A 23,199-nucleotide genomic window follows, 5' to 3' on the forward strand; every position below is an offset into this window, starting at 1 on the left:
TGTCGGTTAATTTGAATCAAAGTAGGTGGGAGCGATCTTTTACTTATACGGAATCATCGTCATCTTGTATCTGATTCAAGAAGTGTACACCGTGCCTGGCATTCAGACGGTGATTGGCATACTCGCCTTACTTATTATTGTTCTTAATATTCAAAAAGCCAGCCGACTTTACAAATGGGCTGGTCTTTCTTTCTTTTTGTTAGGCATTATTTTCTATTGGGTGTATGTTCCTAGCGATGTTCAGTTTTTTGATTTGTTCGGATCGATGGTTAGTTTATTGGCGCTCCTGTTCATTTTGCCGTTTATGAGTACGATCATTTCTGTAGGGAAATACGACCGAGCACTCAGTCAAATGATCTCCATGCCCCCAAAACCAGATACCGTTCGCCTCTACCGCAGAACATCGTTAATGTCGTATCTACTCACGCTGTTTCTTAACGTAGCGACCGTTCCTGTCGTCGTTGCGACGGTGAAAAGTAAGCTGGAAAAATTGAGCAATGTCGTCGTCGAACGGTTTTTTGCACATAGTATATTGCGGGCATATGCGCTGCTTCTCTTGTGGAGTCCAACCGAAATACTCGTTGCCTCAACCGTAGATATGACAGGGCAAAGTTATTTAACGCTGTTGCCGACGCTGTTTACGATTAGCCTTATTTTTGTTGCGATTGATTGGTGGATTCATAATCGAAAGCTTAGAGGCGTTGAATTACAAACAACCATCGAAACTCCAGAAGATAGTCGCTCGTTATATAAGAAACTGCTTCATCTCGGAGTTGCGATTACGTGCTTTATCATTACACTGCTCACATTGAATAGCCTCATACCGCAAACATTTTTATTCACCGTTACGATACTTATTATCCCGTTTACGTTCATCTGGTCTGCCTTCATAAAAAAACCGAAGCGATTCCGAGTGATGAGTTGGCGATATTTACGCGGAAACACAACACAGCTTCACGGTCTGTTTTTCTTGTTTTTATCAGCAGGGTTTTTCGTCGAAGTGTTTCCGTATACCGTCCTATTTGATTACATGAATGTAGGGTTTGATTATGTGTATTCGCAAGGTTCGTTATTGTTCTTTTATTTACTGACGGCATTATGTATATTTGGCCTGGCGCTCGTCGGCTTCCATCCCCTCATCTCCATCGCCATTATTTCGCCGTTTTTAACCGAAGCGATCGCAGCGCATCCTTACGGTGTGAGCGTGTTGCTCATCGGGGTTGGTTTAAGTACCGTCATGATTGGACCGTTTAATGTGACGCCAACCGTCCTTGCCATGCAATTACAAGCGAATCCGTACAACATTATCCGAAAAAACTTAGCATTTGCATTCGGTTACTTGTTGTTTATCGTTTTGACCGCATTCGTATTTAGTCTAATTTTGTAGTCTATCGGCCCACTTATTTTTAACGATCGAAACGAGGAGTAGTTGAGGAGATGAACGAATGAAGACAACCATTTATTTCATTCGCCACGCCCACTCGCCGTTCGTTTTTGGCGGGGAGCGTGAGCGGCCCCTATCCGATCAAGGCATTGCAGAAGCAAAGCGGTTAAGACCGGTGCTTAGCCAGATTCGTTTTGATCACGTTTTTTCAAGTCCATACAAACGAGCGATACAAACGATCGAATACGCCCTTCCTCATGCGAGTATTTCAATACACGAATCGTTAAAAGAAAGGCCGATTAAAGGGAATTACAAGTTGGCAACCGATGAACGATTGATCGCTCTAGAACGATCGTTCAAAGATATAGATTTTTGCTTAGAGGGCGGAGAAACGGTGAGAGAGGCACAGGTTCGAGCTTTGCCCGTCATTTTCAACATGATAGCACAGAAGGACTGGTCAAACGTGGCCGTAGGAACTCACGGAAACATCATGACTTCGATTATGAACTACTTCGATCCAGTTGCTTTTGGTTATCGCTATTGGGTCCACACGTCTAAGCCAGACATCATCAAACTAGCATTTCGAGGGTATCATCTTGATGCGGTAGAAAGGCTGCATCATACGTAACTTTTGAAAAGCAGAAGGATGAATAGTAGAATGTTATGAAAATGATGGGGGTAATGTTTTGAAAGTCATTCGCGATCGGAAAAAATCATTTGATTTGGATGCATTTCTACAAAAGCCACAGTTTGCCCATTTAGCAACGGTCACACAAAATGGAGCCCCGAGAGAATCACCGGTTTGGTTTTATTGGGACGGGGCGGCTATTTGGGTGATTGGAAATCCAGCTTCGGACAGTTTTTTGGCGCGTATCACAGATGAACCGCGATGTGCAATAGGGTTTGTCGAAATGGAAAAACGAACAGGAAAAGTATGGCATGCAGGTTTCCGCGGACATGCGACGGTAGAACCGTTTGACCGAGCGGTTGCAAGACAAATTCTTAAGCGCTATCTTGGGGACAACGAAGAAGAGTGGGACCCGAGGTTTCAGAACTTAGACAGTGCAAATCGTCTCCTTCATTTTGTGCCCGAAACCGTTGTCGTTCGTGATCAATCTTTCGAACCTAGCCTTTCGTAAGAGGGGATTATATTGAAAATAGCAGGCATATCATTGATGAGTGCTGCTGTACTGACGCTTATACTTATTCAGATCTGGACAGAAAATGACGGGCTCTCATCGTGGAGTTTATTGCTCGCCGTCGTGTTTATTGCCGGATTCATCATAAGCTTTCTAAGCATAAGTGCTTTAAAGAAGTGGGCAGAAAAGAATTAGAAAGCGTATCCACATTCTGGTGTGTGGATACGCTTTTATTCGTATTTGAATGCGTGTTTTTGTTAAGCTGTTTCGTTTTTTCTGAAAATCTTTCGCTTCAGCAATTTGTAGTAAGGAGTTTGCGCGAATAACGTAAACAAAATGAACAAGGTGAGTACAAGACTAATTGGATTTGTAAAAAAACCGGCAATAAAGTCAGACATCGTGCCGTTCGCGGACATATACGCCCGGCGGAACGAAGTATCGAGTAACGGCCCGAGTATGATGCCAAGCACAAGAGGTGCTACAGAGAAGTTGTTTACTTTCATAAAGAAGCCGATCACACCAAACCCTAGCATCCAATACACGTCGGTTAAGCTGTAGTTCATTGCATACGACCCAATGACGGTAATGACGGCAATAATGGGCAGTAGTATTTGACGTGGAACCGTCACGATGCGTATGAAAATTGATACGACCATGAGGCCAAACACGAGCAAGAACACGTTTGCTAGAACAGATGAACCGACCATTACCCAGAATAAATCACCACTTTGTGTCATGAGCATCGGGCCAGGTTGCAGTCCATGAATAAACAATGCACCAATGAAGATTGCCGTCACCGCGTCCCCAGGGATACCGAGGGTGAGCATGGGGATCATTGCGCCCCCAATCGCGGAGCTATTTCCAGCTTCAGGTGCAATGACACCAGCGTGAGCACCTTCACCAAACGGTCGATTCGGGTTCTTTGTCGAGCGTTTCGCGTGGTCATAAGATAATAAAGCTGCAATCTCACCGCCAGCACCTGGAAGGGCGCCGGTGAGAACACCGAGAATCGAGACACGCATAGATAAAGGGAGAAACTTAAAGATAAACCGTAAAGGTGGAATAACCATTTTCTTAATTTCAAGTGGTTTTCCTTGACGCTTCAACTCTCTCATCTGGTAGAGGATCTCAGACATCCCGAATAGTCCTAGGAGCGCGATAATAAAATCGACTCCGTTCATGAGCTGTAATGAACCGAACGTAAACCGGGAGCCGCCACCGATCGGATCCATTCCGATCAGGCCGATGACAATACCAGCACCTGCAGAGAACAACCCTTTTGCTAAAGTGCCGTTACTCAAATTACCAACGAGCAAAAGACCGAGTAATGCGAGTAAGAAATAATCACGATTCGCAAATTGAACCGCAAATGATGCAACAATCGGTGCCGCGGTTGCGAGCACGATGACACCGACAAGCCCACCTACGAAAGAGAAAATGGTCGTTAGGAATAAGGCAAGGCCCGCTTCCCCTTTCTGCGACATTGGATAGCCGTCTAATGCGGTTGCAACTGAAGCAGGGGACCCTGGAATATTAACGAGAATCGCTGCTCTTGAACCTCCATAAACCCCCCCGTAATATACCCCAAGCATAAGCGCAAGTGCGGGAAGCAAGTCCCAAGAATAAGTAAGAGAAAGAAGTAAAGCAACCGCCATCGTCACCGAAAGCCCAGGAATTGCACCGATAAAAATCCCTGCTAGCGTACCAGCGGCAACGAGGAGGAGAAGTTCCCAATCAAGAAAAGGAATGAGAAATTGTTGGATAATTTCCATAATGCTAGCTCCTTAAGGGAAGACAATGTTAAATAGTTGCGAAAACAAGAAATAGATAATCGTCACTGTGACTACAGAAACAATGATGTTCGTATACCATTTAATCCCTTTTAATAGATAAATGCTTATGATTAAAAACAAAGTCGTACTAATGAAGAACGGTATTAACGATAAAGACAATACGTAAAGAACGATAAAGATAAAATAAGAGAAGATGAGGAGATAATCCCCTTTTGAAAAGGCATTATCAGACGCCTCTGCAGTTGCTTGTTCTTGTTTGTTTTTGCGTAAATCACTGATTATTGTCCAGGCTCCACAGAGCGCTAGAATGATTGCGATAACCCCAGGGAGAAAACCTCCTCCGGCGGGGTTTAGCATTTCTTCTCCTTGAACTAAAAGCGATTGATATAAGATAACAAAACTTACCATCAGCATGATCGCGCCGGGAAGGGTTCGTTTTAATGTAAGCATGTGTACTCGCGTCCTCACTTTGAGATAGGTGTAGAGTGAATCGAAAGTGAGGGTGCACATCTTTGCACCCTCACCGTTTTTACTTAATCAATGTCTTCTACCCTTGGAATATCAAATTCTTCTGGTGAATTCTCGGTGGCGCCTGCGTCATACAATAACCAAGCAGAGACCGCCTGAGTTTGGCGCATCCAATCGACCGCTTCATCACCACTAATGTTAATCGGCTCCGCTCCGAGTGAAGCGAGCAGCTCTTGGAAAGACTCTTCTTCAACGGCTTCATTAAAGGCGGAAACAAGCGTCTCCTTTACATCATCTGGCGTCTCTGGGTGAACAAACGCCCCGTAAAATGGACCCCACGGTAAATACTTATCGAATTCCGGATAAATATCACTCAGAGCAGGAGCGTCCCAAGCCTCAACTTCTTCGTTATGAACAATCGATAACATCCGAATATCACCAGCTTCAACATACTCCTGTGCCCCTGCAACACCAACAACAGTTGCATCAATTTGATCCCCTAGCATTGCTGTAAACAGTGGACCATCCCCGTCGTAAGGAACTTGGTTAAATTCAGTACCAAGCTCTGCAGAAAGCATCGAAGCAACGACATGTGGCAACCCACCTTCACCGCTTGTCCCTAGGGTGAGATCGCCAGGGTTGTCTTGGGCGTGTTCTACGAGGTCTTCCAACGTTTCAAATGGAGAGTCATCCTTCACGACAACTCCCGCAAGACCTTGCCCAATGATATTCACTGGATAGAAGTCTTCAATGTAATCCCTTTCAGAAATACCGAGCACATTGTAAATTAACGGATTTTCTGCACCAAACAAAACGTTATAGCCGTCTGCGGGTTGATCATACACATACTGTGTCGCAATGGCTCCTGTTGCGCCTTCTCGGTTTTGCATTACAAATGAAGCATCTAGTGCATCTTCTGCTTGAATGGCCAAGCTACGAGCGACATTATCTGTTGCGCCACCTTCACCCCATTGAATGATCCCATTAATATCTCGCGTAGGATAATTGCTTTCCCCTGATGTTTCTGATGATTCACATGCACCGAGAACGACAATTGTCATCATTCCCGCCAGTAGTCCAAATTTCTTCATGAATAAGTCCCCCTTTATGTGTAAAAGCGCTTACAAAACGTGGAAAGTTCCACTTGATGGAATTTAATAGTGTAGAATGGAACTAATGATTAAAAGAATTGTAGCACTGTTTCGACAACCTGTCACGTACTTTTTTGTAAACATACGCAAAAGCGGAGGACAGGGCGTAGGTAAGCGTCGTTACAGACTTCAAGGGTTCTGGATAGAATAGAAGAGTACTGGAGGTGAGATGAATGGTTAAAAATTATTGTGGGTGCTCGAGACGCCGCTGTCCAAAACCTCAACGTCCACAGCAAAAGCAATGTTGTGGAAGAATCGTGATCAACAACAACTTGATTAACGGACCTGGAGTTGTAAACCGAGGTCAAGGTCTATAATCGTTTACAAAAGATATTTCTGCTGGTGCAGCCGCATGATCATCATCACAACAATTCCTTCATAAAATAGATACGAAAAAAGAACCGGTCATTGACCGGTTTTTATGCGTGGCGATGAATGAATCTACCTATGTTGAGTTCTAAATCTTCTTTATTTTCACCGTTGGTCGTTGCTGTCCACTGCAGGCGGATGCTTGCACTCCAGAGCACAAGGGCGACATCGGTGGCGAACCCCTGCCACCGTGTCTACTATGCAGTCCAGACTATAAGGGCAACATCGGTGGCCAAAAGACGCCCACCGTGTTTTCTTGACTACTGAGGACCGGATGGGCGGGCCTCCTCGGTCTAACGACGAAAGCGATGAGAATTTGGAAATGGTTGGGCTGACTAGTCTGAACGAGTGGTGCAGAACGTGCTACAATTTTTCGCTGACTTGACGCCTCTACGTAGGAAACCTCGGAGTGGCTCCTGCTTATGGGAGGATTTTTTCCATTTAGGAAGTCGATTTAACTAAAATCATACCATTGTTTGTTCTATGGTGAGATATTCAATTTCTATGGTAGGATTTGCAACACCCGGGTGCGGAAAAGAAGAGAAATCTTACCATAGGAGCCTATATGGTAAGATTTTAGCCCTACACCTTGCTTGGTGCCCAGCATGGAGAAATTGGAAGGCGTATATTCGTACTTTTGCTTGTTGAAAAGTTAAAATCTCTTATCAACGGTTTTATGATGCGATTGGGTACGTTCATAACGGCCAAGTTGCTTGAACCCCCGCGTAGAACGGGAGAACTAGTTCCAAAGTTCACTGATTGGAATCAGATTTACTCATATATGATCGTCTTGCGTCGTTCTGATTCCAATCGCTGGGCATCTGATTCCAAACATCCGTTAATGGAATCAGATTCAGCACTTTAAAGAGAATGGACGGCAGTCTATATAAGTTGAACTAAAGAATTTCTTTAAGAACCAATGGGAAGCTTGGTAAAGTGTGAGCTGTGTTCGAGTTGGGACCGACCTTGTTCTCAAGTTGGAGAAAGTCGTAGGAAAAGCGGTGTATTCTCATAAATTAGGGAACAGAATGAGTGAACTCGGTAACAGATTACTGGGTCACAGATTACTGGGTCACTTGTACATCCCCGCCCTGAAGTACCCACAAGACGTCGACGCGAGCCGCGCCGAACCGAGTGCGGTTTCGTTTCGGCCCCGGAGGGGCCGACGTGTCGTTGGCACTTCAACCTGGAATCTGCGCGCACGTTTGATGAAATAGGCGCTAAAATCGGTCAAAAGCGCAAAATGGCACGCAGCACCGCGTTACCCCTCCAACAGTGCAAATGAAGAAAATGTTACGTTCATTCCATACAGTTCCAAAGTTATGTTCACATTCGTCCTCACAACGCCATGAAGATTGAGTCGCCTGACCTGCCCGCCAAAAACACTACACAGGAATAAACATTCATACAAAAAAGGGAGTACAGATCGGTTTTGATCTGTACTCTCTTTTTATTTTAGAGGCTTTTGAGACAGCCTCATGTCAGTCGTTAGGTGGCCTTATATTTAGAGTTCATCGAAGCCGTTATCGGCGTCGACTTTCTCGTAGCTACGGTTTCTCGCTTCAAAGAAATCGGTTTTTGTTTCATCAAAGTTGTCAACGAATGCTTTGATCCACGGCATGCCGTTTTCTAAAGCATCTTCATAAATTGGATCAATACCAAGGGTTTTAAGCATTTTGTTTGCACGATATTTAATGTACGTGTGCATTTCATCGATATCGATGCCAACAAGCCCATCTAACACTTCATTCGACCATTCAATTTCAGATTCAACCGCATACTTGAACTCTTGCTCAATGAATGAAGTCAATTCTTCGGTGTTTAAGTGTGGGTTCTCCCCAAGCACTGCACGAAGAAGTTCAGACATGAACTTACCGTGAACAAGCTCATCACGGTTAATAAAACTGATGATTTGTGCGGTTGCGTTCATCTTCTGTTGGCGAGCTAAGTTGTAGAAGTAAGCAAAACCCGTATAGAAGAAGATGCCTTCCAGAATGATGGAATAGATAATGACTCGAACGAGTTTGTCCTCTGTAGGCTCTTGCAAGAAATCATCATATGCGGCCATTACCCGTTCGTTACGTGCAATGATCGTCGGGTTTACACGCGCATCATCAAAGATCTGCTTTTGCTCTTCGTAGCTAAAGAGGGAAGAAAGTGCATACGAATAACTTTCGTTATGGACGACCTCTTGCTGAGCAATGACGGCAGCAATTGCATGAACGCTATCATCACTTACATACTCACTTACGCTGTGAATGAGTCGCGCTTGTGGTGTATCTAATGTTGCCAATAGCCCGATCGTCAGCTTATATGCCCGAAGCTCCTCATCAGACAATTCAACAATTGATTTACTGTCTGGACTCATGTTCACTTCTTGAGGAATCCAGAAGTTCGACATGAGCTCACGGTACGTCCGATAAAAAGATGGGTACGCAATGTCATTCCAATTTAAGATTCCGCTAGAGAGACCATTGATAATCCCTGTTGATTTCACCGGGTTTGCCGGTTCCATTATTGCTACTTTCTGCATCATATTATTCACTACCCATCGCCTCCAGCCATTTCTCAATAGTCACAAGATCATTTCTTGCCGGCATCTGTTCAATTTTAAGGACAGGGTAAGCACTCTCGTATACACGCGCGATCTCACGTGCAGCGAAACAATACCTGTCTCCCCATTGTGTGTCTCCGGTACCGAACGCAGCAACGTCAGCATGAGCCAAATCATATTCCTCGAGCAATTCCTCAACCAGTTCAGGAGGCTCATGTGTGTCGTCTGTGTACGTGCCAATCAAGATCTTTTGTTTGTCTTGAATGAGTGCGAGACCTTCCTCTTTTTTGAGGTTTAAGAAGGTTCGGAGCGGCTGAATTGTAACAGCCGCTCCTTTGTCTTCTAACATTTCCGCGATGATGGCAGCCAGTCGGCTCGTGTTGCCACTCAGTGATTCATACAGCACGAGTGTGCGCATGCTAGCTTGCACACCATTCGCATTCTTGAATATCAATTTTACTGCTTCGCACATAATACGTCGTTTTAAGTCCTGCATTCCACGCCGCTAAGTGAAGCTCAAGCAGTGTTTTTGCCTTAATGGAAGCCGGTACGTAAAGGTTAAATGATTGCGATTGATCGACGTGTTTTTGTCGTGCTGCATTGTGTTTGATGCTGGCGAATTGATCTTGTTGAAAGGCTGTTTTCTCATAGTATTTATAATTCTCGCCAGTAATATCAGGAGCAGTGACGGTAATTCTATAGTTTTTCTTCTCTTCCACATAACTTGGACCAAACGTAGGGTCAATGCCTGCGGTACTTCCGGCAATGGTTGCGGTACTACTGTTTGGCGCAACCGCCATTAGATAACCGTTACGGATTCCTGTTTGTTGCACTTGATTGGCGAGCTTTTGCCAGCGCTCGATGCTCGAATACGCTTGGTCGTCATTTTGCTCAAGGTAGCCGTGGCGCTCGAAGTAACGACCGTTTGACCATTCCGAACCGGCATAAGCAGGATAACTGCCTTTTTCTTCAGCGAGGTCTGCACTTGCTTGAATCGTTCTAAATGCGATCTCTTCGTATAGTTCGTCGGCAAGCTTAGCGGCTTCCGGGCTTTCCCAATCCATTTCATTTTGTACGAGCAGGTGGTGCCACCCGAAAGTACCAAGTCCAATCGCACGATACTTCTTGTTCGTAATTTGAGCTTGAAGGACCGGCAGATTGTTAATGTCAATCACGTTATCAAGCATCCGAACTTGGATTGGAATTAAACGTGGCAACACTTCTGAGCGAACCGCACGTCCAAGGTTGATTGAAGAAAGGTTGCAGACGACAAAATCGCCTGGTTTCTTTCTGATGACGATCTCGCCGTTGTCTTCAATTTGTTCAACAACAACGGTCTCAGACATGTTCTGCATAATTTCTGTACATAGATTTGAACTGTATACAATGCCTTCGTGCTTGTTTGCGTTCATACGGTTTACTTCGTCTCGGTAAAACATGTACGGAGTACCTGTTTCAAGCTGGGATTGCATAATTCGTTTCATCACGTCGATTGCTTTTACTTTTCGACGGCTCGTTAATTCTGTCGATTGGACACACATTTCATAACGCTCGCGGAATGTACCGCGGCCTTTTTCCTCATCGTAGCTGTCTTCTAACGACCAGCCAAACACTTTGCGTACTTCATGAGGATCGAACAAGTACCAGTCACCACGTGCTTCTACCGTCTCCATGAAAATATCTGGCAAGTTCACGCCTGTGAAAATATCATGGGCACGTTTGCGCTCATCTCCGTTGTTCAAACGCAGATCAAGAAATTCAAAAATATCGGCATGCCACACATCTAGATAGACTGCAACAGCCCCTGCGCGTGTCCCGAGCTGGTCGACACTCACAGCAGTATTGTTAATTTGACGAATCCAAGGCACAACGCCAGAGGATGTATTTTTATAGCCACGGATATCGGAGTTTGCAGCACGTACTTTACCGATGTAGACGCCCACTCCGCCTCCGTATTTGCTCACGTTTGCAATATCGGTGTTGCTGTCGTAGATGCCTTGTAAGCTGTCGTCGATCGTATCAATAAAGCAGCTCGATAGTTGTCCTGCTTTTTTGCCGGCGTTTGCAAGTGTTGGTGTGGCGACAGTCATGTATAGGTTAGAAAGTGCCCAGTACGCTTCTTTGACAAGCGAAAGACGATTCGCGCGGTCTTCTTGAGACATGAGCGTCATTGCAATCGTAAGCCAGCGTTCTTGAGGAAGCTCGTACACTTCTTTGCCGTCGTAACCTTTCGCCAAGTAGCGATCACTCAACGTGCGTAACCCAGCATAAGTAAAGAAGTGGTCACGATCAGGTTCGATAAACTTAGCCGCTTCTTCGATCTCTTCTTGCGTGTAATCACGCAAAATCGTTACGTCATAAATGCCGAGCTGACCGAGACGTTTTTGTAGGCCGTAAAAACTTCCGTATCGTTGTTTAGCGTCATAGCTACGATTGTATGCCGCTTTCTTGTATAAATCGCGTAGGAAAATCTTCGTAGCGGAATACGTCCATTCTGGAACATCGATATCATTGTTCTCGGCAGCGGTTAAAAGCAAAAGTTGAGTGATGTCTGCTGCTGAATACTCTGGCTTTGCTTCGATGGATTTTGCGACTTTCTCTTTATATTGGTCCACGTATTTTTGGATCCGAATGTCGGTCGTTACTTCATCAATAAATGCAAACAAGCGCTCTTTATCAAAGGGCATTTTGCGAGCGCCGTCATGTTTTGTAATCGTCGTCACTGTGGCCACTTCCAATCTTCTTGTGTTCGTTCTTTTATTTTACCACAATCTGTTGTGTTAGTGATAGATGCTTACCACTATAAATTGTGGTTTGTCGATATTTGAAAATAACATTCCAACGTTCTTGTTCAGTTGATTAAAACGGTGGTATTCGTATGTAAACCTAGTTTACCAAACATACGTTCTCCATACAATGTTGGCAGATGTAATGACGAGTCGTTATCTAAAAATAAGATTTGGCATAAAAAAAGAAAATTCGACATCAATCATTCGCCATCAACCTCCGACCGTTATTATAAGCGAAGAGCGTGTGGATTGTAAGAGGAGATTTTATGAAAAAATAACGACAGATACTTCAAAAAACGGCCCAATACGTACAGCTGTTGCGTTTGGGTGCTACCGTGCATTTTTTTAAAATAACTTGAGCTGTAATTGATGGAAAACAAAAGCAAAGACGGAGAGAATTTTTTGGTCTCTCCGCCTATAGCTAGCGCTTCAATAGGATGATTATGCTTCAATCTCGTATGTGTCAAGCAACTCGTCGAGATATTGTTCAAACTCAGCGAGCACTTCATCGGCTTGCATATAAAGCTCGTCGCGTTCATCAAAGAGTTGTTCGGCATCTTCGCCACTCTCTACAACAGAACTAAACGCGTCCTCGTCTACTTCGACCGCTTGCAAATTGTAAGAGGTTTCCTCAATGAGCAAGTCATTTAGCTGTTCGATTTCATCCGAATCGAACTGTTGGTCAGTGAGGTGGTCTTGCATCAATTCAAACTGGGGGATGAGATCTTCTCGAATAATCTCAAGCACTTCTTCATCCTCGCCATTTGCACCACGCTCATCGTACTCATCATAGATAAGTTCTACTTCCTCGTACATGACTAAAAATTCATCGTAAGGTCCGTTTAAATAGGAGAGCAATTCTTCTTGCGTTTCATCGGAGCTGTTGCAACCTGTTAAGAGAAGTGTTGCCGCCAATGCCCAAACCCATCGCTTCATTGTGTTTCCTCCTGTATGTATGTCACCGCGCTAAACGAGTTGAGATTTATTTTACAACAGATGGGTAAGAAGGGAAAGATAAACGCTTCTGACCATTCGTCAGATGTGAGACCGACAATTGGTGCGATTTTAATATAAGCAGTAGAATAGGGATATACATAGATAGAGGAGTGTTTAATTATGGATCATCAACAACATTTAGAGACAGCCATAGCTTTAGCATGTGAGAACGTAGAAAGCGGAGGCGGTCCATTTGGCGCGATTGTCGTAAAAGACGGACAAATCATCGGTCGTGGTGGGAACCGCGTAACGCCGAACAATGACCCTACCGCTCATGCAGAAATTACAGCCATTCGGGATGCGTGTAACACATTAGGGACATTTCAACTTGAAGGTTGTGTGCTTTATACAAGTTGCGAGCCGTGCCCGATGTGTTTGGGAGCGATCTATTGGGCCCGTCCAGAAGCGGTATTCTATGCGATGAATAAAGACGACGCTGCCACCATTGGATTTGACGATGCGTTTATTTATGATGAGATTTCTAAATCATACACAGAACGGACCATCCCTTTTCACCGGTTAGTGGCCGACGATAAACGCCCATTCCAGCAGTGGGAAACAAAAACAGACCGGGTAAACTATTAAGAAACAAAAAGCTCCTCCAATACTAGACAAAACTCGCTGTTATTAGAGGCGGGGATTTTAAAGTGAAACGAGAATGTAACTCTACGGAGATTGCACCTGTGTTTGAGTTTGGATACACTTTACTATAGGAAAGGGGAGCTCCTAATGAGTGAGGAGAGCATTCCGGTTCATGTTTCAATGCAAACACAAGTAGAACAAGCAGGAGAGCAGAAACGAATTGCTGTGAGTGGTTACGGAGAAGTGGTGCAAAAAACGGAAAGCACATACGTTACATTTACAGAAGAACTCGAAGACATTGGTGACGTGAAAACCATTATAAAGATTCAATCAGGCGGTTTGACAGTGTTACGAAACGGTGCCGTATCCATGCGGCAAGTGTACACAAAAGGCGAAGAGACGGAAGGTTCTTATGAAACTCCATACGCCAAATTCCAGACACTAGCGAAAACAGAGGACGTAAAGGTACAATGGTATGAGAATAGCGATCTGCTAGGCAAGTTAACATTTGTGTATGACTTGGAGCTGCAAGGCCAGCTTGCCGGCCACTACGAAGTGGAGATCAAGATCAAGGAGGAAAAGCAGTAAACGATGAATAGATTGGACCAAGCAAAGGAACAAATGAAAGAGGCATTGCAAGAAGCGGCCGTGACAGCAGGCCTCGTTAGTCCGGAACAGATGCCTACCGTCATACTTGAAACACCGAAAGACAAGAGCCATGGTGATTTTGCGACGAACTTGGCGATGCAGCTAACAAAAATTGCGAAGCGGAACCCGCGTGAAATCGCAACGGCAATTGTTGAGAACTTGGACCGAGAAAAGGCATTCGTAAAAGAGTGTCAAATCGCTGGACCGGGGTTTATTAACTTGTTTTTAGATCTTCGCTTCCTGCGCGACGTGCTCCCTGATGTGCTTCAAGCAGGCTCGAAATATGGGCAGTCAAATACGGGGAATGGTCGGTCCGTGTTACTCGAGTTCGTCTCTGCTAACCCGACAGGCACGCTACATCTCGGGCATGCGAGAGGGGCGGCAATCGGCGACTCGTTGAGCAATATCTTGGCAATGGCAGGATACAACGTGGAGCGAGAGTACTACATTAACGATGCCGGGAATCAAATTGACAACCTTGCAAAATCCGTTGAAGTTCGGTATTTACAAGCAAATGGTTTGGATGCAGAAATTCCAGAAGACGGTTATCAAGGCGCAGATATTGTTCACATTGGCGAGCGCATTAAAGATGAACATGGGAACCGGTTTGTGGACATGGAAGAAGCTGAGCGTCTACGAACGTTCCGTGAGCTAGGACTCTCACAACTTCTTGAGAAACTAAAAGCGGACCTTGCTGACTTCCGGGTTCAATTTAATACGTGGTTTTCAGAAACGTCATTGTATACGTCTGGTAAAGTCGTTGAGACGCTAGAAACGCTCAGAGAGAACGATGAAGTGTATGAGCAAGACGGTGCGACGTGGTTTCGGTCTTCTGCATACGGAGATGATAAGGACCGTGTACTCGTAAAGCAAGACGGCTCGTACACGTATTTGCTTCCAGACATTGCTTATCATAAAGATAAGCTCGATCGCGGGTTTGATCAGCTCGTCGACTTATTTGGGGCCGACCATCACGGATATATTCCGAGAATGGAAGCGGCAATTCAAGCGCTTGGCTATCCGAAAGAAAAGCTGACCTTCCAAATTGGTCAGAACGTAAACCTCATGCGAAGTGGTGAGCGTGTCAAGATGAGCAAGCGTACGGGCAATGCGGTTACGATGCGTGAACTTTGGGAGGAAGTAGGCTTGGATGCGACCCGTTACTTCTTTGCGATGCGAAGCGGTGATACGCATTTGGATTTTGATATGGATTTAGCTGAGCAAGAATCCAATGAGAACCCGGTCTATTACGTACAATACGCGCATGCGAGAATTAGCAGTTTGTTTAAACAAGCAGAAGACAAAGGTGTGGCTTATGTTGGAGACGAGGGTGTTCAGCTACAGCTCATCGATTCGGATAAGGCGTATGAGTTGTTAAAGAAAATCGGTGAATTTCCGGGTGTTGTTGCAGGCGCAGCGGACAATTATGCACAGCACCGAATTCCGAACTACTTGCATGAGCTTGCGTCTACATTCCATAGCTACTACAATGCAGAGAGAATTGTTGATGCGGATCATCCGGAGTTGACACACGTTCGCCTTGCACTCGTCAAGGCAGCACAAATTGTATTAAGAAATGGCATGACACTCATCGGAGTACATGCACCAGAAAAGATGTAACAACGATGCAGCGGGCAAGGAACCTTGGTCGCTGTTTTTTGTACCATCATTAATCAGAATATTCCTATGAGACAGACGAATAGAGGTGGATAAATTGGAACTAGAAACACGCCAACAATCAATGAAAGACCGCATCGTCTCAAAATTGAAAGTCATCGGTCCAGGAGCCATTATCACTGCGTCATTTATTGGACCTGGTACGGTGACGACAGCGACACGAGCTGGGGCATCGTTTGGGTTTACATTACTTTGGACCGTTCTTTTCTCCATTGTCGCCACGATGTTTTTACAAGAAATGGCGGCAAGATTAGGAATTGTTTCAAAGAAAGGTCTTGGGGAAGCATTGCATGACCAGTTTCAGCGACCGCTCTTGAAGTATGGAACGATTGGCCTCGTCTCAATCTCTATTGGCGTCGGTTGTGCCGCTTATATGGCTGGAGACTTAACCGGTGGCGCATTGGGGGTTAGCATGCTCACCGGCGTTGATGCAAATGTGATCGCACCGATCCTTGGAATCATCATTTTGCTGATCGGTCTTTTTGGCTCATACAAAATAGTCGAAAAACTACTTATCGTATTGGTTGCGGTGATGAGTGTGACGTTTATTACGACGATGATTGTCGTCGACACTCCGCTCGGTGAATTGTTCCAAGGAGCCTTCATACCTACTGTACCGTCAGGGTCAATCATTATCGTTGTTGCATTAATCGGAACAACAGTCGTTCCGTACAATTTGTTTTTGCACGCTTCAAGTGTACAAGAACGTTGGCGAGATGCGAGAGATTTAAAATCCGCCCGTTTAGATATCATACTTTCCATCGGTTTAGGCGGTTTAATTACGTCAGCAATACTTATTACTGCAGGGGCTGTTATTCGTGGGGTAGAAGTGGAGAGTGTAAATGAATTAGGGATGGCGCTAGAGCCTTTGTTAGGGCCGTGGGCCGTCATATTCATTAGTATCGGCATGCTTGCCGCAGGGTTTTCATCAGCGGTCGCCGCCCCAATTGGCGCCGCATACACGATCAGCGGGGTAATGAAATGGGGCTCGGGATTTGATAAGAAAGCGTTCAAGATCGTGTTTGGAGTTGTGATCGGGATTGGTATTATTACATCAGCGACCGGCTTTGAGCCTCTATCAATTCTGTTGTTCGCACAAGCATTAAATGGCATTATTTTACCGGTCATTGCGATCTTCTTGCTCGTCGTTCTAAACAACAAAAAGCTGCTCGGAGAGTACGTCAACTCGGTGAAGTTAAACATTATTGGCGGGCTTATCGTGCTCATTTGTACAGGGCTTGGCGTATATAGTTTAGTGACAGCAATTATGGATTTTATCGGCTGAATTCGGGCACCGTAACACGTAAGTGAGGTGCTTGTAATGTATTTATTTTCGACTGAAGATGGAACGATGCTGCACTATGATCGAATAGGGGAGGGTGAACCGGTCTATTTCTTTCATCCCCCGGCACTTGGGGCCGCGGTGTTTACAGAGCAAACACCGTTAGCCGAGTGGTATAAGCTTGTCGCATTAAATGCGCGAGGGCACGCCTTGAGCGAGAGTGGGAGAGAACCGCTCTCGCTCAAACTGTGGGCAGAAGACGCCCGAGCGCTCGCAGATTATGAACAAGACGAGCGGGTCGTGCTCGTTGGTTATTCTTGCGGGGGGCTGGCGGCATTGGAATTCGCATTAAGATTTCCAAAGCGTGTTAGGGGCCTCGTGTTGATCGGTGGGTTCCCTGTCGTTGATACGCTTTTATTGGAGCGAGAGTTTAGGCTAGGCGTTTATGCGGCTGAACACACTTGGCAATCTCTTATGTCTAAAGTGCTTTCACGTTCTCATACGAAGCATAAAGAAGCTCGTGAACGCATGAGAAGAACCGTGCAAAGCGTACAGTCTGACGTTTTGGCGAGTTGGTATCGGGCTGGCGTTGAAGCAGATTATACGAACGCACTCGGGCAATTGACGGCGCCAACGTTGCTCGTGTACGGCATTCACGACCGCTACGTACAAGGATATCAATCCACTTTCTATGAACAGGTGAAAAAGGCGAGAATTGACACCGTTTATATTGACGGGGTTGGGCATCAAGTGCCGACGAGAAGGTCAAAAGAGTTCAACGCTGTATTAAGGTCATTCCTCATGAACAATCCGTGAATGATCCATGTGTACTTCAGAAAAAATAAAATGCGTGACCGTTGTTGCCCACGTGGACATGCGGTTGATCCAAGCTTCTGCATCTTTAAAGCTTGGAAAGTGAAGTTTTAGCATGTAGCACGCACGACCAGCAATTCGGTAACAAAATTCAACGTTCGCTTGTTTTTTAATCATTTCTTGAAACGCGTCGTAATTACGGTTCAATAGTGTGGCTTCCACAATGCATTGAACGGGCTTACCGAGCGCTTCGAAATCCACGTTGACGGTATAATTTTTAATTACACCAAACGATTCGAGCTGTTTCATACGCTCTCGAACAGAAGGTGCAGAAAGTGACACGCATTCACTCAATTCTTTCAAGGATATTCGACTGTTTATACGCAATTGTTTGATGATTTCAGCGTCGTGTTGATCGATTTTCATAATGAACGTTTTCTCCTATATAATCTTTAAAATCAAAAGTTTTTCTGTTGAATTATTTTATTATCGAAAGATTCGTCCCGAACATTCGTTCATGATGTTATGTAGGAGGCGATCATATGACTAGAATACCGTACGCAACAAAAGGTGACACCCCATTTCAACAAGTTCTTGGTACGTGTGAACGTGTGATGTGGAAATGGGTCGACTTAGAAGAAGATCTTATTCATTATGGGCGGTTGTCCGTATCACTGAAAGAACAAGTTCGCCGCACCCTCGCCGAAGTCAATTCCTGTGAATACTGTAAAAGAAAAGGCAAGCCAGATGAGTTGCATATCAATGAACGACAAGTTGTGGCAACAGGCTTCGCAGTTGTTTTTCAACAATTGAATGGGGAAATCCCTGATGCTGTTTTCGCACGGTTACAAGAGACGTTTACAAATGAAGAGGTCGTGGAACTGATTGCGTGGATCACATTTGCAAACGCCTCTCAGCAATTTGGTGCAGCAGTAAAGTTAGGGAGCGAAACGTAAGTTACGCATCTTCGAATATCTTCTCACCCCGGTGCAATCGCCAAGCGATATCCGCAAAGCGCGGCAGCTCCCTCGGCGTCGGGGAATGGGCAGCCACGTAACGGACGAGCGCGACGAGCAACGTGTCCTTTGCCCGTTTCGCAAAGTCATTGTCAAAGGAATTCCAGTTGTCGTATTCAGCAGTAGCGGCCTCATACATTTGCAACGTATGAAATCCAGCGTCCTCACGCAACATTGCTTCGCCAATTGTGGCGAATAATGGTCCGGTATCGGCATGTTTGTCGGAATAACTAAGCGCCCACTGTGCGGCGACTTCTACCGGCTGTTGCGTATCAAAAAGAGCTAAGAAATGATGCAACTCGTCATCGTCAAGTTCGGCTGCAACGGGACGTTTGGCAGCAGGGATGTTCAAGAAAGAATCCAGTGATAAGCTCACGACGGTATGCATCATAGCACGAATGAGGCTCGGATCATGTGACCTTTGTAGTGATGCATGGACGGCGTGGGCGTGCGAGAACGTATGCAATACCGTATTCCAGTCGTCAAAATCATTCTGCGTACTAAAATGGACAATTCTTGTAGCTGCTGCGAGGGTAATGACGCGTGCGATATTCTCAAGGGGCACACCTTGCATGATTACCTGCTTTACGGCTTGGATTGAACTGCCATCTTGAGATTCCAATAAAGCGGTAAGGAGCGCTCCGTCATCATGTGCAGTGGACGGGTCGACACCAGCGGTTTCAATGTCCTTCAGCGCTTCTTCCACGAGCGTGTAGTAATCTACGGGCGCGCGCCAGCGAGATTTCTCTTCGCTCCGTTCAGCGGTCGTGACGATCATCGGCAATGACGCTAAAATATCGGAATGATACGCGTCATCACATAGCTCAATCGCCTCAAACGCTTTGTTCGTAAAATCAAGTACATGCCCATCATTCATATAATAATGTTCGGTGACAGCGCGCATGACGAGCTGTGACAACGCTTCTTTGGAGTACGTGTGCATTGCCGAAAGTAGAATTCGCTCTGCCCCTTGTGCGTCTCGAACATTCGTGCAATCGGTATACCAGTCAACCCATCGTTCTTCCCTATCTGCCCGTGTCGTGAGTGGTGTCAACTTTCGTTTCGGGGCCCGATTTGCCCCGTCACTTGCAACCATAACGAGCGCTTGGTAGAGCGCTTGAACTTGTACACGCAACTGGAGTTTAGGGAGAACATTGACCATCGCCACGAGTGTCGTTACGCCGCGATCAAAACCGGCGTTTTTTGAAGTGGTACCAAAGCGAATGCCGGCGTGCAAAATGTCACGAACATGTTTTGTGTCGATCGTGAGTAAACCGACAACGCCTTTGCCAATGAGTAGGCTAAGGTTTTGTTCCAAACCTTTTTGTAGTTGGTTCATATGATAGGTAGCTCTGTCTCCTGTTGCTCGAGCCATATTTACATAAATTTGCTCATCTTGAATGTCGGTTTCATATTTGATGAGATCATCTGCCCAAGGGTCGAGCGTTCCCCCGCTAGAAAGATCAAACCGTGCGTGATGCCATTGACACGTCAATATGCCATTTTTAAGGCTACCCATATGGAGCGGAAAGCCCATATGCGGGCAGCGGTTATCTATTGCGTATACATGCCCTTCATGAAGAAGAACAACAATGCCACCTTTTATCAGTTTCACTTTTTCCTTTTTTAACTCTTCCATCGAACAAGCTTTTTGCCAGCTCATCGTCGATCCCCTCCTCGGTTGTGTAATTCCATTATCCGGGGAATCGCAGTTACACTCACCGAGCATAAGGCTAGATTATCGATACGAAAAAGGGTTGAGCGAGTAATCAGACATTCGTCGTAGTTGAGTCTACGCCTGAATATCGTTGAACCACTGATTTTTCAGTGCGAGAATCGCCGCTTGCGTACGGTCGTTGACATGAAGTTTTGAAAAGATGTTCGTAAGGTGAGTTTTCACCGTTTTTTCGCTAATAAAAAGGGCAGTAGCAATCTCTTTATTGCTTTTTCCTAATGTCACTTGTCGAAGCGTTTCCGCTTCTCTTGCCGTGAGAAGAGCAAATGCACTGGGTCCATCATCCGTCGCGACGTGTGTCATAAGTTGGCTTGCAACTTGAGGGTGCAACGCATGTTCACGCTCGCCGCTCGCCACGTGCACAATCGTCTCGTACAAATAGTCAGGGTCGATATCCTTCAATTGATAGCCGTCTGCCCCTGCACGGATTGCAGGAATTACGTGTTCCTTCTCTCCTGAGCTCGTCAACATGATGATCTTCGTGTCCGGCAAGTCTTTCTTTAATTGTTCAGTCGTAACGATGCCATTTTGTCCTGGCATGATCACATCCATAACAATCACGTCGGGCCTTACGTCCATCGCAAGTGCATACGCCTCTTTGCCGTCATTCGCCATACCTACAACATGAATATCTGCTTTCGTTTCAAGGAAAAACCGCAGTCCTTTTAAGACGACATTATGGTCATCTACAAGTAGTACCGTCGTTGGCAACGCAAGCTGCCTCCTTTCTTAAGCAAATCGTAATTTTTGTCCCTGCTCTGTGCGGGCTCGTAACCGAGAAGTCAGCACCGATTTGCTCAGCTCTTTCCTGCATGCTCTTCATGCCGAGACGGCCTGGTAATGAGGCTGCGCCGCCAACACCAAGATCCGTAATCTCAAAAACAACATCCTCATCAACGGTGTCAAGAACAATGGTTAACTGATCCGTTTCTGCATGCTTAAATACATTGTAGATCGCTTCCTGGCCGATTTTTATGAATGACTCGTTCACTGTTTCTGTTAAAGATAACGTTCGGCATTGTATGAAAGGGCGTAGACCGAGTCGCAACGCATGTTTTTCCAGCGTATCGGCAAGCGCATCTTCACGATGTTCTGGGCGGAGTTGCCATATAAGACTTTGCATCTCTTGCAAAGCTTCTTGTGAGAGAGTGCCAACGTCTTTAGCAGCATCAGTAATCGCAGGAAGGTCTTTACATAGAGCTTCAATGCCTTTAGATGTTAACGATAAGGCAAAAAGTTTCTGTTTAACCGAGTCGTGCAAGTCTCTAGCGAGCCGGGTCCGCTCATTCGTAATAAGCAGATCGCTTTGTTTATGATAAAGACGAATTCGTTCAACGGTAGCGCCAATTTGGTAGGCAATGGACTCCAATAAAAGCAACTCTTCTTTTTCAAAGTCTCTCATTCCTGGTGTGGCCAAATTTAACAAACCGACTTTGCTACCTCGAACCGTTAGTGGAACACTCGCATGATGCGTGAGACCGTTCGTATCTGCATGTTTGTCGAGCGACAAAGCGTCGCTAAGTCGCGCACACCGAATGGATTGAACCGCTTGTGCAAGTCGGCCTTCACGATAGCGATTTAAACAGTAACAATCCGAACAACCATCTTGTTGTTTCATAATCGCCTGGTCGTTTTTGTTTAACGCTGGCGGGAGTTGGTGGTAGGAGGCAAGTTCGTAATCGTCGTGATGATACAGTAAGAAAATCCAACCTGTTGATAAATTCATCATTTTCAGAAGTTTTTCTAAGCAACTTTGTAACGTTTCAAATATGTCGGTGCTTTCATTTAACGTCTCAGAAATCTCTCGTTGAACGTGTAACAAATAGTCGTAAGAATGTGGTGGGGATTTTTTCATACGATCAACTCCTCTATTTATTTTAGTCCAGGTCGAAAGAATTGAAAAGATGAAAGCTTGGGAAACCGCTGGGATTGCATGTACAATGAAGGAAAAGGGGAGAAGCGCTTATGATTTCACTCAAGGGTGTGAGTTTTGTCCGTGAGAAAACAATTCTTGACCAGATTGATTGGGACGTTCATCAAGGAGAGCACTGGGCGATTTTAGGAATGAACGGGGCTGGGAAGACAGCGATGTTAAATGTCATATGTGGCTATCAGTTTCCGACAAAAGGCAAGGTGCAAGTGCTTGGTCAGACGTTCGGGGAATCCCCCTGGCAAGACGTTCGAAAACGGATCGGCTGGGTAAGTTTTTCGTTTTCAGAAAAAATGCAACACCAGCAACAAAATTTCGGCATTGAAGTCGTGTTGAGTGGCATGCACGCTTCCATTGGCTTGCATATCCATCCGAGCGAGAAAGAGATGCAAAAAGCCGAGAAGTTATTACAGATGCTCGGCGTCGAACATGTGGAGCGTCAGCCGTACGAACAGATGTCACAAGGGGAGAAACAGCGGGTGTTGATTGCGCGGGCGCTCATGGCAGAACCCGACATTCTCATCCTTGATGAACCGTGCAACGGTCTTGATTTTCTCGCTAAAGCGCAGTTGTTAACGCTCATTGAGAAGATTGCTGATCGAGAGAAGACGACGATTTTGTATGTGACACATCAAATAGATGAAATCTTACCTCAATTCACACATACATTACTACTAAAAGAAGGAAAAGTGTTCTCGAAAGGAAAAACAGAGGAACAAATGACTTCGGAAACATTGTCAGCATTTTGCGAGACTTCGGTTGTCATTCGAGAGAATGAAGGTATGTATTCCTTAGAGATTCCAAAAGAGGTTATTAGATAAATCTATTTGGAACCAATAAGAATTAAAAAAGGGTTGCGAAAGAGTTCAATTA

The 23,199-nt window shown here is 45.3% G+C and carries 22 protein-coding genes; 11 read left to right on the forward strand and 11 right to left on the reverse strand.

The features are described from left to right. Positions 1-25: 25 nt before the first annotated feature. The 4 genes from ACE1TF_RS17105 to ACE1TF_RS17120 are packed head-to-tail and all read left to right on the forward strand — an operon-like array spanning position 26 to position 2,718. A complete protein-coding gene (locus ACE1TF_RS17105; RefSeq protein WP_042399653.1) occupies positions 26-1,387 on the forward strand; it encodes a hypothetical protein in 1,362 nt (453 codons plus the stop codon). 58 nt (positions 1,388-1,445) lie between these two features. Beyond that, the gene (locus tag ACE1TF_RS17110; protein ID WP_375018574.1) at positions 1,446-2,012 is read left to right on the forward strand and encodes a histidine phosphatase family protein; all 567 of its coding nucleotides are present in this window, start codon (positions 1,446-1,448) and stop codon (positions 2,010-2,012) included. Between the two features lie 58 nt (positions 2,013-2,070). Further along, positions 2,071-2,523: a pyridoxamine 5'-phosphate oxidase family protein gene (locus ACE1TF_RS17115; protein ID WP_375018576.1), complete on the forward strand. Its 453-nt coding sequence runs from the start codon at positions 2,071-2,073 to the stop codon at positions 2,521-2,523. A gap of 12 nt (positions 2,524-2,535) precedes the next feature. Beyond that, positions 2,536-2,718, forward strand: coding sequence for a hypothetical protein (locus tag ACE1TF_RS17120; protein ID WP_375018578.1), 183 nt, complete (start codon positions 2,536-2,538; stop codon positions 2,716-2,718). 62 nt (positions 2,719-2,780) lie between these two features. Here ACE1TF_RS17120 and ACE1TF_RS17125 read toward each other — a convergent pair whose 3' ends face one another. The 7 genes from ACE1TF_RS17125 to ACE1TF_RS17155 form a co-directional block, all read right to left on the reverse strand. Next, positions 2,781-4,295 carry a tripartite tricarboxylate transporter permease gene (locus ACE1TF_RS17125; protein WP_375018580.1) on the reverse strand — a complete coding sequence of 505 codons (1,515 nt, stop codon included), beginning with the start codon at positions 4,293-4,295 and terminating at the stop codon, positions 2,781-2,783. Between the two features lie 12 nt (positions 4,296-4,307). Further along, on the reverse strand, positions 4,308-4,766 hold the full coding sequence (locus ACE1TF_RS17130; protein WP_375018582.1) for a tripartite tricarboxylate transporter TctB family protein: 459 nt from the start codon (positions 4,764-4,766) through the stop codon (positions 4,308-4,310). 83 nt (positions 4,767-4,849) lie between these two features. Beyond that, positions 4,850-5,875, reverse strand: coding sequence for a tripartite tricarboxylate transporter substrate binding protein (locus ACE1TF_RS17135; protein ID WP_052363677.1), 1,026 nt, complete (start codon positions 5,873-5,875; stop codon positions 4,850-4,852). Between the two features lie 1,933 nt (positions 5,876-7,808). After that, the gene (locus tag ACE1TF_RS17140) at positions 7,809-8,840 is read right to left on the reverse strand and encodes a ribonucleotide-diphosphate reductase subunit beta (RefSeq protein ID WP_375018618.1); all 1,032 of its coding nucleotides are present in this window, start codon (positions 8,838-8,840) and stop codon (positions 7,809-7,811) included. A gap of 1 nt (position 8,841) precedes the next feature. Then, positions 8,842-9,288: a flavodoxin domain-containing protein gene (locus tag ACE1TF_RS17145; protein ID WP_375018585.1), complete on the reverse strand. Its 447-nt coding sequence runs from the start codon at positions 9,286-9,288 to the stop codon at positions 8,842-8,844. Beyond that, positions 9,278-11,545, reverse strand: a complete 2,268-nt coding sequence (locus ACE1TF_RS17150; protein WP_042399742.1) for a ribonucleoside-diphosphate reductase subunit alpha — start codon at positions 11,543-11,545, stop codon at positions 9,278-9,280. Before ACE1TF_RS17150 ends, ACE1TF_RS17145 begins: the two co-directional genes overlap by 11 nt. 543 nt (positions 11,546-12,088) lie before the next feature. After that, on the reverse strand, positions 12,089-12,583 hold the full coding sequence (locus ACE1TF_RS17155) for a hypothetical protein (RefSeq protein WP_042399661.1): 495 nt from the start codon (positions 12,581-12,583) through the stop codon (positions 12,089-12,091). Positions 12,584-12,763: 180 nt separating this feature from the next. Here ACE1TF_RS17155 and ACE1TF_RS17160 point away from each other — a divergent pair, with 180 nt between their 5' ends. From ACE1TF_RS17160 to ACE1TF_RS17180, 5 genes are all read left to right on the forward strand, one after another. Beyond that, a complete protein-coding gene (locus tag ACE1TF_RS17160; RefSeq protein ID WP_375018587.1) occupies positions 12,764-13,228 on the forward strand; it encodes a nucleoside deaminase in 465 nt (154 codons plus the stop codon). A 144-nt stretch (positions 13,229-13,372) separates the two neighbouring features. Further along, on the forward strand, positions 13,373-13,813 hold the full coding sequence (locus ACE1TF_RS17165; RefSeq protein ID WP_042399666.1) for a YwiB family protein: 441 nt from the start codon (positions 13,373-13,375) through the stop codon (positions 13,811-13,813). Positions 13,814-13,816: 3 nt separating this feature from the next. Beyond that, positions 13,817-15,493 (forward strand): arginine--tRNA ligase, encoded by a 1,677-nt coding sequence (argS, locus tag ACE1TF_RS17170; protein ID WP_375018589.1) that lies wholly within the window; start codon positions 13,817-13,819, stop codon positions 15,491-15,493. An 85-nt stretch (positions 15,494-15,578) separates the two neighbouring features. Next, on the forward strand, positions 15,579-16,835 hold the full coding sequence (locus tag ACE1TF_RS17175; protein WP_483867168.1) for an Nramp family divalent metal transporter: 1,257 nt from the start codon (positions 15,579-15,581) through the stop codon (positions 16,833-16,835). Between the two features lie 36 nt (positions 16,836-16,871). Then, on the forward strand, positions 16,872-17,648 hold the full coding sequence (locus tag ACE1TF_RS17180; RefSeq protein ID WP_042399669.1) for an alpha/beta fold hydrolase: 777 nt from the start codon (positions 16,872-16,874) through the stop codon (positions 17,646-17,648). Here ACE1TF_RS17180 and ACE1TF_RS17185 read toward each other — a convergent pair. Further along, a complete protein-coding gene (locus ACE1TF_RS17185) occupies positions 17,625-18,071 on the reverse strand; it encodes an Lrp/AsnC family transcriptional regulator (RefSeq protein WP_375018591.1) in 447 nt (148 codons plus the stop codon). The genes ACE1TF_RS17180 and ACE1TF_RS17185 overlap by 24 nt on opposite strands. A gap of 116 nt (positions 18,072-18,187) precedes the next feature. Here ACE1TF_RS17185 and ACE1TF_RS17190 point away from each other — a divergent pair, with 116 nt between their 5' ends. Then, positions 18,188-18,601 carry a carboxymuconolactone decarboxylase family protein gene (locus ACE1TF_RS17190; protein WP_375018593.1) on the forward strand — a complete coding sequence of 138 codons (414 nt, stop codon included), beginning with the start codon at positions 18,188-18,190 and terminating at the stop codon, positions 18,599-18,601. 1 nt (position 18,602) lies between these two features. On the opposite strand, the gene ACE1TF_RS17195 is transcribed toward ACE1TF_RS17190, so the two are convergent. The 3 genes from ACE1TF_RS17195 to ACE1TF_RS17205 all read right to left on the reverse strand — a co-directional run bounded on the left by ACE1TF_RS17195 (position 18,603) and on the right by ACE1TF_RS17205 (position 22,251). After that, positions 18,603-20,324 (reverse strand): Rieske (2Fe-2S) protein, encoded by a 1,722-nt coding sequence (locus tag ACE1TF_RS17195; RefSeq protein WP_375018595.1) that lies wholly within the window; start codon positions 20,322-20,324, stop codon positions 18,603-18,605. 129 nt (positions 20,325-20,453) lie between these two features. Then, positions 20,454-21,107, reverse strand: coding sequence for a response regulator (locus ACE1TF_RS17200; RefSeq protein ID WP_375018597.1), 654 nt, complete (start codon positions 21,105-21,107; stop codon positions 20,454-20,456). Then, a complete protein-coding gene (locus ACE1TF_RS17205; protein ID WP_375018599.1) occupies positions 21,079-22,251 on the reverse strand; it encodes a GAF domain-containing sensor histidine kinase in 1,173 nt (390 codons plus the stop codon). Before ACE1TF_RS17205 ends, ACE1TF_RS17200 begins: the two co-directional genes overlap by 29 nt. A 110-nt stretch (positions 22,252-22,361) precedes the next feature. Between ACE1TF_RS17205 and ACE1TF_RS17210 the strand changes: the two genes are divergently transcribed. After that, complete coding sequence (locus tag ACE1TF_RS17210; protein ID WP_375018601.1) at positions 22,362-23,147, forward strand: ABC transporter ATP-binding protein; 786 nt, start codon at positions 22,362-22,364, stop codon at positions 23,145-23,147. Positions 23,148-23,199: the final 52 nt, after the last annotated feature.

This window comes from Geomicrobium sp. JSM 1781026 (assembly GCF_041949955.1).
GTDB lineage: Bacteria > Bacillota > Bacilli > Bacillales > Marinococcaceae > Geomicrobium_A.

What these genes read in the sequence shown, in the direction of transcription:
- ACE1TF_RS17110 (WP_375018574.1), top strand. Translation starts at nt 1,446, where the DNA reads ATGAAGACAACCATTTATTTCATTCGCCACGCCCACTCGCCGTTCGTT.
- ACE1TF_RS17140 (WP_375018618.1), bottom strand. Translation starts at nt 8,840, where the DNA reads ATGATGCAGAAAGTAGCAATAATGGAACCGGCAAACCCGGTGAAATCA.
- ACE1TF_RS17165 (WP_042399666.1), top strand. Translation starts at nt 13,373, where the DNA reads ATGAGTGAGGAGAGCATTCCGGTTCATGTTTCAATGCAAACACAAGTA.
- ACE1TF_RS17210 (WP_375018601.1), top strand. Translation starts at nt 22,362, where the DNA reads ATGATTTCACTCAAGGGTGTGAGTTTTGTCCGTGAGAAAACAATTCTT.
- ACE1TF_RS17180 (WP_042399669.1), top strand. Translation starts at nt 16,872, where the DNA reads ATGTATTTATTTTCGACTGAAGATGGAACGATGCTGCACTATGATCGA.
- ACE1TF_RS17190 (WP_375018593.1), top strand. Translation starts at nt 18,188, where the DNA reads ATGACTAGAATACCGTACGCAACAAAAGGTGACACCCCATTTCAACAA.
- ACE1TF_RS17155 (WP_042399661.1), bottom strand. Translation starts at nt 12,583, where the DNA reads ATGAAGCGATGGGTTTGGGCATTGGCGGCAACACTTCTCTTAACAGGT.
- argS (WP_375018589.1), top strand. Translation starts at nt 13,817, where the DNA reads ATGAATAGATTGGACCAAGCAAAGGAACAAATGAAAGAGGCATTGCAA.
- ACE1TF_RS17150 (WP_042399742.1), bottom strand. Translation starts at nt 11,545, where the DNA reads ATGCCCTTTGATAAAGAGCGCTTGTTTGCATTTATTGATGAAGTAACG.
- ACE1TF_RS17205 (WP_375018599.1), bottom strand. Translation starts at nt 22,251, where the DNA reads ATGAAAAAATCCCCACCACATTCTTACGACTATTTGTTACACGTTCAA.
- ACE1TF_RS17195 (WP_375018595.1), bottom strand. Translation starts at nt 20,324, where the DNA reads ATGAGCTGGCAAAAAGCTTGTTCGATGGAAGAGTTAAAAAAGGAAAAA.
- ACE1TF_RS17160 (WP_375018587.1), top strand. Translation starts at nt 12,764, where the DNA reads ATGGATCATCAACAACATTTAGAGACAGCCATAGCTTTAGCATGTGAG.
- ACE1TF_RS17130 (WP_375018582.1), bottom strand. Translation starts at nt 4,766, where the DNA reads ATGCTTACATTAAAACGAACCCTTCCCGGCGCGATCATGCTGATGGTA.
- ACE1TF_RS17125 (WP_375018580.1), bottom strand. Translation starts at nt 4,295, where the DNA reads ATGGAAATTATCCAACAATTTCTCATTCCTTTTCTTGATTGGGAACTT.
- ACE1TF_RS17135 (WP_052363677.1), bottom strand. Translation starts at nt 5,875, where the DNA reads ATGAAGAAATTTGGACTACTGGCGGGAATGATGACAATTGTCGTTCTC.
- ACE1TF_RS17185 (WP_375018591.1), bottom strand. Translation starts at nt 18,071, where the DNA reads ATGAAAATCGATCAACACGACGCTGAAATCATCAAACAATTGCGTATA.